The sequence below is a fragment of the Mesonia sp. HuA40 genome, from assembly GCF_008017835.1.
Classification (GTDB): domain Bacteria; phylum Bacteroidota; class Bacteroidia; order Flavobacteriales; family Flavobacteriaceae; genus Mesonia.
In genome coordinates, this window is sequence record NZ_VRLT01000029.1 from 182,106 (window position 1) to 194,567 (window position 12,462).

At 35.6% G+C, this 12,462-nt stretch carries 9 protein-coding genes; 1 reads left to right on the forward strand and 8 read right to left on the reverse strand.

The window, feature by feature from the left end; translation table 11 throughout:
* Nucleotides 1-9: 9 nt before the first annotated feature.
* From FT993_RS07110 to dinB, 3 genes are all read right to left on the reverse strand, one after another.
* Nucleotides 10-1,620 carry a S41 family peptidase gene (locus tag FT993_RS07110; RefSeq protein ID WP_147861849.1) on the reverse strand — a complete coding sequence of 537 codons (1,611 nt, stop codon included), beginning with the start codon at nt 1,618-1,620 and terminating at the stop codon, nt 10-12.
* Between the two features lie 101 nt (nt 1,621-1,721).
* Nucleotides 1,722-2,084: a ribonuclease P protein component gene (rnpA, locus tag FT993_RS07115; RefSeq protein WP_147861850.1), complete on the reverse strand. Its 363-nt coding sequence runs from the start codon at nt 2,082-2,084 to the stop codon at nt 1,722-1,724.
* 34 nt (nt 2,085-2,118) lie between these two features.
* Nucleotides 2,119-3,216: a DNA polymerase IV gene (gene dinB, locus FT993_RS07120; protein ID WP_147861851.1), complete on the reverse strand. Its 1,098-nt coding sequence runs from the start codon at nt 3,214-3,216 to the stop codon at nt 2,119-2,121.
* Between the two features lie 94 nt (nt 3,217-3,310).
* On the opposite strand from dinB, the gene FT993_RS07125 reads away from it, so the two are divergent.
* On the forward strand, nt 3,311-3,778 hold the full coding sequence (locus FT993_RS07125) for a CYTH domain-containing protein (RefSeq protein ID WP_147861852.1): 468 nt from the start codon (nt 3,311-3,313) through the stop codon (nt 3,776-3,778).
* A 54-nt stretch (nt 3,779-3,832) separates the two neighbouring features.
* Here FT993_RS07125 and FT993_RS07130 read toward each other — a convergent pair whose 3' ends face one another.
* From FT993_RS07130 to pbpC, 5 genes are all read right to left on the reverse strand, one after another.
* On the reverse strand, nt 3,833-5,233 hold the full coding sequence (locus FT993_RS07130; protein ID WP_147861853.1) for an efflux transporter outer membrane subunit: 1,401 nt from the start codon (nt 5,231-5,233) through the stop codon (nt 3,833-3,835).
* On the reverse strand, nt 5,233-8,391 hold the full coding sequence (locus FT993_RS07135; protein ID WP_147861854.1) for an efflux RND transporter permease subunit: 3,159 nt from the start codon (nt 8,389-8,391) through the stop codon (nt 5,233-5,235). The genes FT993_RS07130 and FT993_RS07135 overlap by 1 nt, the downstream gene beginning before the upstream one ends.
* An 18-nt stretch (nt 8,392-8,409) precedes the next feature.
* Nucleotides 8,410-9,528, reverse strand: coding sequence for an efflux RND transporter periplasmic adaptor subunit (locus tag FT993_RS07140; RefSeq protein ID WP_147861855.1), 1,119 nt, complete (start codon nt 9,526-9,528; stop codon nt 8,410-8,412).
* A gap of 18 nt (nt 9,529-9,546) precedes the next feature.
* Entirely contained in the window at nt 9,547-10,017 is a 471-nt protein-coding gene (locus tag FT993_RS07145; RefSeq protein ID WP_147861856.1) for a GbsR/MarR family transcriptional regulator, read from the reverse strand.
* Between the two features lie 83 nt (nt 10,018-10,100).
* Complete coding sequence (gene pbpC / locus FT993_RS07150; RefSeq protein ID WP_255504443.1) at nt 10,101-12,455, reverse strand: penicillin-binding protein 1C; 2,355 nt, start codon at nt 12,453-12,455, stop codon at nt 10,101-10,103.
* Nucleotides 12,456-12,462 lie beyond the last annotated feature (7 nt).

Consider the following 12,462-nt stretch of genomic DNA (forward strand, 5'->3'; position numbering starts at 1 on the left):
ATTTATAAATTAAGCTTTATTTAAAATATCGGCGTAAGCCTTAGTATCATTTAAAATGCGTTTGGCTTCTAAAATTTCGGAATTGTGTTTAGAAAAATATTCATAGGCTCCTTTTTCATAAAAATAATTAGATAATAACTGCTTATTTATCCAGTATAGTATCTCTTCCTTTTGTCTTTCAATAGCTTCGGCTTTTGTGTTTTTAAGCTGAAGTTCTAAATTGCTTAATGCATCATTCAATTTTGTAGCCATTCCTTCTTTTTCGGCTTGTTCTTTAAGCTTTTTTAAATCTTTTTCAGTGTTGGTCTCATAATTAAATTCAACCTTTTTAAGAAATTGGTTAAATGCTTTAAAAATTGCAGAGTTTTTAGGGTAAGAATTCATATTTACCCCTTTGTTATTAAGGTAATATTGAGTGCTAAAATCAAATATCAAATCTTGGTCTAGTAGTGCCTGGGTGACAGGACTTACTAAAGAAGAAGCTAAACTTACGTCTGGTGTTATACCTCCTGCATCATAAACTATTCTACCTGCTTTGGTTTTAAATGCTTTGTGCTTCTTATTTTCTTTAGCCTGGCCGTTTTTGCTATAATCTAAAGCTTGAATACATCTTCCGCTGGGGGTATAATACCGCGAAATGGTTATTTTAACTTGAGAACCATAGCTCAAATTTTTAGGGCGTTGTACCAATCCTTTACCAAAACTTTTACCTCCAATAATCACTGCCCGATCTAAATCTTGTAAACTACCCGCAACAATTTCGCTTGCAGAAGCACTTTTTGCATTTATAAGTATAGCTAAGGGTATTTGTGTATCTAAAGCTTCATTTTTTGTTTTATAATTCTGATTGTATTTATCAATATTAGACTGGGTGTAGGTAATCAAAGTGTTTTTTGGTACAAATAAATTAGCAACATTTACCGCTTCACTTAACAATCCGCCTGGGTTGTTACGTAAATCTAAAATCAATCTTTTTGCGCCTTGATCTATTAAATCTTTTGCCGCCATTCCTACTTCAAAAGAAGCAGTTCTCGTAAATTCTTTAAGTACAATATACCCGTTGGCTTCTTTATCTAAATTATAAAAAGGTACCGCCTTTTCTTTTCGAGCAGATCTTTTTATTTGAGCCTCATAAATTTTACCTTGGCGTTTATACGCAATATTCACACTGGTATTAGCCGCCCCATTGAGTAAGTTGATGGCATTATCTGCATATTCACTTATTGTAATATCATTTATTCGTACTAATTCATCGCCGGGTTGTAATCCAGCTTGATCTGCCGGGGAATCTTGGGTTAAGGCTACAACAATTAATTTGTTTTCATTACTTTTTATACGTGCCCCAATACTGGCTACCTCACCCGATTGATTAATGCGTGCTTGTTCAACCTCTTGTTGATTGTAATACTGGGTGTAAGGATCTAATTCACGCAACATAGCTGTTATAGCTGTATCCATTAATTCTGCAGGATTGGTTTCATCTACATAATTCATGGTTATTTCTTTAAAAACAGAAGTAAAAAGTTCTAATTGCTTGGCTATAGCAAAAAAATCATTTTTAAATCCCGATGTAAGTATAAAAATACCTACCAGCATTATTCCTATTATTCCTTTTTTCATGAATGTTTTGCTTTAAAAAGTTGATTACAGAAGAAAACCTGTTGGGTAAATATAAGCAAATAAAATTCAAGTATAGATTAGATTTTTAGTGGCTCTTAAAGCTAAACTTTTTTATTAAATTCGATTAAAAGCTGCTGCATTGCTTTTGAAATAGTGGTAGAAGTCTGCTTTCTATTACCTAGAAAAATAAACAAGATATTATAGTTTTTATGCAGCTTAACCTGGTCTTTTTGTAACCGGTAAGCTTCGCGTATTTGTCTTTTGATGCGATTTCTGTCTACAGCAAGTTTAAAGTTGCGCTTAGGAACGCTAACCATTATTTTTGGAGCTTCTTGATCTTTTTTGAAAGCAGGTTTATATACCATTCTGAGCGGAAATTTTTTCTGCGTTTCTCCATTTTCAAACAGCGCTTTTATAGCTGTCTTACTTTTTAAACGTTGATCTTTTCCTAAGGTTTTTTTCATGCTGTAAATATAACAAGTAAATAAGCTGCCTAGATTAAAATTCAAATTTAAGTTGTTTACCTATAATTGTTGTTGGTTCTTGCTTTACGGATGCATGTCCAGGTTTTTTTAAATTAGTTATTGATATCCCTACTAAACGCACCGAATTTTGCAATTTTTCTTGATACAAAAGTGTCTTAGCATTTTCAAGAATAAGTGCTTTATCTCGAATATAAAAAGCTAGAGTTTTACTTCTAGTTTGTACACTAAAATCGCCATATTTTATTTTAAGCGTAATGGTTTTGCCTGAGAATTTATTTTTGTCTAGGCGCTGAGCTACTTCTGTAGCAATTTGGCTTAAGCGTTCTTCAAGAAAAATTTCAGAACTAATATTGTTTGAAAAAGTGCGCTCGGCACCAACAGATTTACGTACTCGCTCTGGCTTCACTTCACTTAGGTGCACCCCTCTTACAACTTGGTAATATAATTTACCGCTTTTCCCAAAATGATTTTCTAAAAATTCTAGTGATTTTAATTTTAAATCTGAACCTTTAAAAATTCCAAGCTGATACATTTTTTGTGCGGTAACTTTACCAACACCAAAAAACTTTTTTATTTCTAAATCTTCTAAAAATTGTTCAACTTCCTCGGGAGGTACGGTTTTTTGGCCGTTAGGCTTGTTTATATCACTAGCAATTTTAGCTACAAATTTATTAATTGAAATGCCTGCAGAAGCATTAAGCCCAGTTTTCTCTTTTATTTCTGCTCGTATTAAACGAGCAATTTGCGTTGCGCTACTTAAGTCTTTTAAGTTTTCAGTCACGTCTAAATAAGCTTCATCAAGCGACAAAGGCTCTACTAAAGGCGTATAACTTAAAAAGATGCTGCGTATTTGCGCAGATATTTCTTTATAACGTTCAAATCGTGGTTTTATAAAAATTAAATCTGCGCAAAGCTTACTAGCTAACCTACCACTCATAGCGCTTCGTACCCCAAACTTACGGGCCTCATAGCTCGCGGCGGCTACCACACCTCTTTTACCGCCACCGCCTACTGCAATGGGTTTATCTCGTAAATCTGGATGATCCAGTTGCTCAACAGAGGCGTAAAATGCATCCATATCTATATGTATTATTTTGCGCTCTTTTACCATGCTACAAAGTTAGAATAAGAAATAATGATTTGCTAACAATGCATTTAGCAATACCTTTGTTTCTATACAATATTTTTTAAATCCGTTCATACAAATGCACGAAATAGAACGTAAATTTTTAGTAAAAAACAGCCGGTATAAAGCCTTGGCTTTTGAGAGAAAATATACCATTCAAGCCTATTTAAATACGCATCCTGAACGCAGTGTACGTATTAGAATTCAAGAACAAAAAGCATGGATAACCGTTAAAGGTAAATCTGATGAAAAAGGCTTGAGTCGGTTTGAGTGGGAACAATCTATAGCTGTAGCTGATGCAGAAAAACTTTTGAAAATCTGTGAGCCGGGTAAAATTGAAAAGTATCGCTACTACGTGAAATTTGAAGGTCAAGTTTTTGAGGTAGATGAATTTCTAGGAGAAAATAGCGGATTAGTGGTAGCTGAAGCTGAATTAGAAAATATAAATCAACCACTTGCTTTACCCGATTGGATAGGAGAAGAAGTGACAGGTAATAAGGCTTATTATAATGCCTCCTTAATGAAATTACCCTTTATAAACTGGTAAAAAAAAGCAAATCGATTTTTTCGATTTGCTTTTTTGCCTGTAATACAATTTTATCTATTGCCATCCGCCTCCCAAGGCACGGTATAAATCTACAATTGCTTTTAAACGATTGTATTTTGCATCGATCATACCTAATTGAGAATTTAAAGCATTTTCTCTAGCGGTAAGCACTTCTAAATAGTTAGCAAACCCATTATTTAATAGTTCTTCAGAATAATCTGTAGCCTTTTGGTTAGCATTAAATTCTTTTTGTTTTAGAATTTGCTTTTTTTCAGCAGCCTGGTAGGCATACATAGCATCTGAAACTTCTTTACTCGCTTGTAAAATAGCTTCTTTAAAACGCAATCTTGCTTGTTCTTGTTGGGCTTGAGCTACTTCATATTGCGTTTTTATTTGGCGTTTATTAAATATAGGTTGGGCCAAGCCAGAAACTACATTAGCGAATAATGAGTTGGCATCAAGCAACTCACTTAAATCTAAACTCTGAAAGCCTGTATTGGCGGTTAAAGTTAAAGATGGGTAAAAGTTACTACGGGCAACATTACTAAGCTCAAAAGCATTTCTAAATGCCATCTCGGCAGCAATTACATCGGGTCTATTGCTTAAAAGTTGTGCTGGCACTCCAGTTTTTAATTCGGTAATAATTTGTTGCTCGCTCAAAGCCGATCGAGGAATAAATTGAGGTGCCTCTCCTAAAAGAATAGACATACTGTTTTCTAATAAGCGTACCTGTTTTTGCAAATCTACCAATATGGCTTGAGCGGTATACAATTGCGCTTCGGTTTGTTGAACCCCAACCTCTGTTAAATTCCCAGCTTCTTTCAAGGCGTTGGTAGTTGATAAACTATTTTGCCTGTTTTCTATGGTTTGTTCGGTAATCTTAATCTGTTCATCTAAGGCAAGTAATTGGTAGTAAATATTCGCTACAGAGGCAATTAATCGTGTTTTAACAGCCTTATGTGCGGCCACACTTTGCAGGTAAGAAGCTTCAAATGCTCTTTTTTGGCTTCTTATTTTTCCCCAAATATCGGCCTCCCAAGATAAGCCGGCACTTAATTCATATTGATCTAAAGCACCATCAAAGAAACTACCAAATTGACTGTTTCTAGCCAATTCTTGGTGGGTCCATTGTGCATTGGCGTTTAAACTAGGTAAATATCCTGCTTTACCTTGTTTTAGATAAGCTTCGGCAGCGATAATTTGCTGCAAAGCCACCCGGATATCGATATTGTTTTTAAGCGCGGTATTGATATGGTCTTGCAAAACACTATCAGTAAATAAATCTTGATAAGATACTTGGGCTAATGAAGTAGAGTCTTTAGCTATTTGATCTGTTCTAAAATGAGCTTCTTCAAGCACTTCTGGCTTTTGATAATCTTTTGCCGCAAAGCAGGAAACCAACAAAAAGGGCATACTGGCAATTAGCAAAAGATTGTATATTCTATTTTTTTTCATTATGCATTTTTTTCGTTTAATTCTTGTGCTTCTTTTTCTTTTTCAAGAATGGTTTTACCCACAACTTTTTCTTGTAACCACTGAAAGAAAATATAAAGTATAGGAATAATAAACACCCCTAAAATAGTACCTATTAATAACCCGCCTACTGCACCTGTACCAATAGAACGGTTACCTTCTGCACCTGTACCAGAGGCAAAAACCAAAGGCAATAAACCTATGATAAAAGCCAAAGAGGTCATTAGAATTGGTCTTAATCTTACTTTTGCACCTTCTAAAGCCGCTTCTACAATGGGCATGCCATGTTGCCTACGCTGCATAGCAAATTCTACAATCAAAATGGCATTTTTTGCTAGTAAACCAACCAGCATAATCAATGCAATTTGAAAATAAATATTGGCTTGCAATCCTGCAAAATAGGTAACCATATAGGCTCCTACTACCCCAACAGGTAATGATAGTAGTACCGCAAATGGTATAAAATAACTTTCGTATTGTGCTGCTAAAATAAAATACACAAAAACAATACTTAATAAGAAAATGAAGAAAGCCTGTGATCCTGCATTTACTTCTTCTCTTGTTAAACCAGAATATCCAATTCCATATTTTGTTGAAAGTTGACTAGCTTCTTCTTGTAAGGCTGCAATAGCATCACCAGAAGAGAATCCTGGAGCCGAAGCTCCACTTATGCCTACAGAATTAAATAGGTTAAATCGAGTTACTTGTTGCGGACCATAAACGCGTTTTAAATCGATATAAGTAGTAATTGGTGACATTTCACCTGTATTATTTCGTACGTATATAGAGTTTAAATCTTCAACACTAGCTCGATCTTCGGGAAGGCCCTGTAAGAAAACACGATATTGTTTGCCGTAGCGCGAAAAATCGGCGGTGTAAATACTACCAATATAACCTTGTAGTGTATTAAATATGCTAGCAATTGAAACCCCTGCCTCTTTTGCCTTAGGTACATTTATATTAAGCTCATATTGGGGGTAATTAGTGTTAAACGAGCTCTGAACATACTGTATTTCTGGTCGCTGATTTAATTTACTCAAGAAATTTTGAGCAGCTAAGTCTAAATCATTAAAACTTCCCCCAGTTTTGTCCAGTAATTTAAACTCAAAACCAGAAGAAACTCCAAATCCAGGTATACTAGGTGGTGCAAAGAATATCATTTTTGCACCTTGAATCTGTGCACCTATACCAAATAGTTGTCCGGTAATGGCATCTGATGATAAAGCATCATCTGTTCGCTCATCCCAAGGAGCCAGGCGCACAAAGGCAATTGCAAAGTTACTTCCTTGTCCACTAATTAAACTAAAACCATTTACAACAGTTACTCCGGTTACACCAGGAATTTGATTGGCTTTATCTTTTAATTGATTGGTAATTGCCACTGTACGATCTAAAGATGCACCCGCAGGCAACTCTATATTGGCAAAAAGAACCCCTCTATCTTCATTAGGAACAAAGCCTGTTGGTGTTTTCTCTACTGCAAAGTAAATTCCGGCTACAGCCAAAACCAATATGAATGGCGTGATCCACTTATGTTTATAGAGAAAAGATAAACTTTTAACGTAGCGTTGTGTAGTAGCCTCAAAAGCTGTATTGAATTTATGGTAAAAACGCTGTAACCAAGATTTATTTTGGTGCTCTTCGTGGTTGGTTTTTAAAAATAAAGCACACAATGCCGGACTCAAGGTTAAGGCATTAATAGCTGAAATAGCTATGGCTACAATCAATGTAATACCAAATTGCTCATAAAAAACACCTGTTGGACCCGTTATAAAGGTCACCGGAATAAATACCGCAGCCATTACCAAGGTAATTGAAATAATTGCCCCTGTAATTTCATCCATAGCGGTACGCGTGGCCGATAAAGCTGATTTTGCCCCTTCTTCTAATTTGGCGTGTACAGCCTCAACCACCACAATCGCATCATCTACCACAATACCAATAGCCAAAACCAAAGCAAATAAGGTAAGTAGGTTAATAGAGTAACCAAATAAATTTAAAAAGAAAAATGTACCAATAATAGAAACAGGAACTGCAATGGCAGGAATTAACGTTGATCTAAAGTCTTGTAAAAAAATAAAAACAACGATAAAAACTAGAATAAAAGCTTCAATTAGCGTACTGATAACCTTACTTATAGAAGCTTCTAAAAATTCGTTTGAATCTAAGTTGATGTAAACCTCTAAACCTTCCGGGAAACTTTTCTCAAATTCATCTAATTCTTCGTGTACTTGCTTAATAATCTCTTGTGCATTTGAACCTGGCGTTTGGTAAACTGCCATATTAACTGCGGGGTAACCATTGGTGGTAGCTTGAACATTAAACCCTTCGGCGTCTAGCTCTATTTCGGCTACATCGCCAAGTCTAAGATACTCTCCGTTGTCTAAGGCTTTTATTATGATTTCTTTGTATTGCTCTTCAGTTTTGTATCTTCCGCTATATTTGATAACGTATTCAAAAGACTCGGCATTGTTTTGACCCAAACTACCTGCGGCAGCTTCGGTGCTTTGCTCGTTAATTGCTGCACGTATGTCTGAAGGCATCAGGTTATAAGCAGCTAATTTTTCAGGTTTTAACCATACTCGCATGGCATAGTTACGTGTTCCAAAAACGGTTACATCTCCTACCCCATCAATTCTTTTTAAAGCGGGTAGAACATTGATATTTAAGTAATTTTGAATGTAAGTAGCATCATAATCTTTATTTTTAGATAAAACAGCCAAGAACATCAATGCACTGGTTTGTTGTTTTTGCGTGATTACACCAGCTTGCACAACTTCTGCCGGCAATAAGGGGTTGGCTCGGGCAACCCGGTTTTGTACGTTAACCGCAGCAATGTCTGGATCGTAACCTTGTTTAAAAAATACTTGAATTTCTGCCCTACCTGAATTACTTGCGGTAGAGGTAATATAGTCCATACCCTCTACCCCATTTACTTGCTCTTCAATAGGAATAATTACACTTTCAAGAACGGTCTCTGCATTGGCTCCTGGATAATTAGCGGTAATCTGTACGGTTGGAGGTGCGATATCTGGATATTGTGAGACAGGAAGGCTTATAATCCCTAAAATTCCTAAAATCACAATTACAATGGAGACTACTGTACTTAATACAGGTCTCTCTATAAATTTCTTTAACATAATGAGCTGAGCTATTAATTATTTAAATATGGTTTCAATAGGCTTGGCAATACTGTCGAATGGTACAAGCATAGGTTTGATAGGCATATTGTTTCTAAGCTGCCCGGTACCTTTTGCTACAAATGTATCACCTTCCTTAATCCCTTTTTTTACCACAATCAAGTTAGATACGCGATCAAGCACTTCAATAGGTTTTTCTACCGCTAAAGTGTCTCCTTGAACGCCAAAAACGTAAACCTTACCTTGTCTTTCAAAACTTGACAATTCTGGTATTACAACCTTGTTGTCATATTTTTTCGGAATTAATATTTTCCCACTGTTACCATTGCTTAAAATTCTATTAGGATTAGGAAACTGAGCTCTAAAACTTACCGTACCTGTTTGTTTATTTATTTGACCTGAAACCGTCTCAATTTTTCCCGATTCGCTATAGATTTCGTCATTGGCTAAACGCAGTTTTACAGGTAAAAAATTATCTATTTTGTCTTGTAAATCTTTTCCTTCCGCATTAGCGATAAAATCTAAATATTGCTTTTCATTCATACTAAAAAAAGCATAAACATTATCGGTTTGTGAGACTGTAGTCAAGACATCGTTTGGTGAAACTAAAGCGCCATTTCTATAATTTATAGAACCTACATACCCGTTAACCGGACTTTTTATAGTCGCATAACCTATGCTAGCCGATACACTGTTGTAATTGGCTTTTGCTTGCTCTAATTTTGCTTTTGCAGTTTCAAGTTGTACGGCACTAATAATATTTTTTTCAACTAGTGGTTTTAATTTATTTACCTCTACTTGTGCTGCATTTACATTAGCTTTAGCTGCTTGGGCATCTTGTGATAAACTTTCAGTTTCTAACCTAAAAAGTACCTCTCCCGCTTTTACTTGCTGGCCTTCATCAACTTTTACTTGGGTAATATATCCCGTTACTTTTGGTCTAACTTGGCTATTTATTGTGCCTTCTATGCTAACAGGGTAAGTTTCATAGCCTGTGAGCGATTTAGTGATTGCTTTTGTAACCGGAACTTGCTTAGGGCCCATCGCACCGGGTCCAGCCGATGCATTTTCTTTACAAGAGCCCAGTATTAAAGCCGTTAATATTGCAAAAACGAAAGGTATTTTATTGTTTTTCATAGTATTATTTTTCTTGACTTAGATTTTAGATATTTTCTTTATAGTTTCTTTCAAATTTTCTTGTTGAGATCTGAGATATTCCTGGTATAACTGCCGTATTTTTCGCTTTTCTGACTGGTTATCTTCATATTTTCTATTGAATTGATCTATACTATCGATTATCTCTAATTCTCGATTTACCTTTAAAAGATTCTCATTTAAGTTAATCTCTAAATAATTGCTTGTTACTTTAAAATAACGTTTACGATCTCCTGGCTTTGTGAAATAATCTATAGTCTTTAATTGAAGCAGTAAATTCACATTGGTCGAAATAGAACTCTTACTGGCTCCAGTAATTTGCGTGATTTCATCAAATGTAAGACCCTCTGACGGAGTTAATATAAGCAAGGCCAATATGCGGGCAGCCAGTGGAGTAATGTTTAATTCACGCTCAAATTGAATACCTAAACGCTCTACTAGGTTTTTCTTTTCTTCACTACAACTTACCATAATAAATAGAATTTGGAATGCAAAAGTATAATTAGTTCAGTAACAACTGAACTAATTTAATGTTAATTTTCTTCAAATGATTTTTAATTGTTTTGAATGACGATATCTTGAGATAAATGATTACCCAATTCGTCTAAAACCAGCAGCTGATATTTCCCTACTTGCGCAGAGATTTGCATTTCGTGAAAATGTTGGGTTTTTCCAATAAATTTTTTATTTAAATACCAATACACTTCTTTTTCTGGAAAGCGATGAGCTAGTTTTAAAACAAGAGGATTAGATTTTTCGTTAAATCCTTTGGGAAGTAAAATACTTTCTTGATTTACCGGAAAAATAAAATGCATTATATCTGGCAAGCTTTGAGAACATTCAGGCGAAAAAGCTGGTATGTCTTTATAATGTGGATTAAATTGTTTGTAGTAGTATGCCCAAAGTGTGGGTAAAACCAACCAGGATTGCTGTCTAATTTTCTGTTTGTCATAGCAATTTAAATTTACTTGGTATTTTAAATTCGAATCTAAATTGATGATTTGATGAAATTTACATGTGCTTGTGTTTTCTCCTTTTTTAGGAATATATGATTCTTCTGTTTCAGGGCATTGCAAACCAGCTAACATACCGCTATGCTTACAAATATTCTTTTTTATCAGATCATCATATGGAATATCAAAATCTTTTGAAACAGGTAATTTTGAAAAAACCTCAAACATAATGGGGGCAGCGGCTTTAACTCCTGTTAAACCGGGCCTGCCTTCACCGTCTGTATTGCCTACCCAAATGCCTACTGCATACTTTGGGGTAACTCCTACAGCCCAAGCATCTTTAAAACCATGGCTGGTTCCTGTTTTCCAAGCAATGGGTTGTGCGCTGGAATAAAATTGCCAATTCAATTCAGATTGGGGGCGATTTACTTTTTTAAGCGCCTTAAAGGTATGATAAATCGCACCAGCTCCAAAAACAGGTGATTCCTGTGTTAGCGCTCCAAAATGCTCAGCCTTTTCAGGCAGAATTGTATTTATTTTAAACTCATTAGCTCTATAAGTACTAGAATTTTTTGAATAGAAGTTTAACGTACTGGCCATATTGGCATAGGCATAGGTTACTTCCCATAAACTGCACTCGGCACCACCTAAAGTTAAAGATAGACCATAGCTCGCAGCAGGCCTATTGACCTTGTGCTGATTAAGCTGTTTTAGTTTCTTATAGAATTTTTCTACTCCATAATCTTGCAATAATCGAACGGCAGGAACATTTAAAGACATTGCCAAGGCTTCGTTTGCCGGTACGGCACCACGGTATAATTTATCAAAGTTTAAAGGGGAATACCCATTAATATTGGTAGGTATATCGGCCAATAAGGTATTTGGTAAAATATTCCCTTCATCTAATGCCGCGGTAAACAAAAAGGGCTTAAAAATACTCCCCGCACTTCTGGGTTGTTGTATAACATCAACATAAGGATCTTGAGGTGAATCGGGTTGGTTGCCTAAATAAGCGATAACTTTTCGCGTGGGCACATCTAAAACTAAAATGGCTAAATTTTTAATTTGGTTGTGTGATAGTTGTCGAGCGTGTTGTTTAGCGATTTGATTGATATGTTGCTGTAAAAAATAATCGATATCGCTGGTTACTGGATTCTTGGGTTGATGCTGTTTTATTCTTTCTACAAAATGAGGAGCCAGATCTGGAAGCGCTAAAGGTTCTTGAGGTAAATCTTCGGCTAAAGCTAGTTGGTAAGTCGCTTGGTCTATAATTTTATTTTTTAGTAATTTTTTGAGTAAGCGATTTCTTTTCTGCCTTAAAAGCTTTTCATTTTTACCAGGAAAAACAAGTGAAGGCGCATTAGGTAGAACAGCTAAACCAGCTGCTTGTCCCCAACTTAAATCTGTTGCCGATACACCAAAATAACACCAAGATGCTGTTTCTAGCCCTACTACATTTCCCCCGAAAGGGGCATAACTAGCATAAAAATTTAAAATTTTCTCTTTTGAGTATCTCAATTCTAAGCGTAGTGCCTTTGCAAATTCAATGAGTTTTTCGGTATAGGTTCGTTTAGTCGAGCCTCTAGAAAGCCTTATCACCTGCTGGGTTATGGTACTGGCTCCTCGCCTTTTACCATAAGCTAAATTATGATAGGCGGCCTTTGCTATAGCAACTGGATTAAACCCAGGATGCTTATAAAAATAAGCATCTTCAAACTGTAAAATTGCTTTTTCAAATTTGTAAGGAATTTTTTTGCTTGAAGGAAACCTCCATTGGCCATCTTTAGCAATACGAGCACCGAGCAAATATCCGTTTTGACTATAAACAACTGTAGAAACAGGCTTATCAAACAGTTTCTGTGGTAAGCAAAACCACCAAATTGCTCCCATGCCCAAAAACAGAAGCAAAAGAAAAACTTTATTCTTTAGTGAGTATAATCGTTTCTTTTTGAGCAAACCGAAA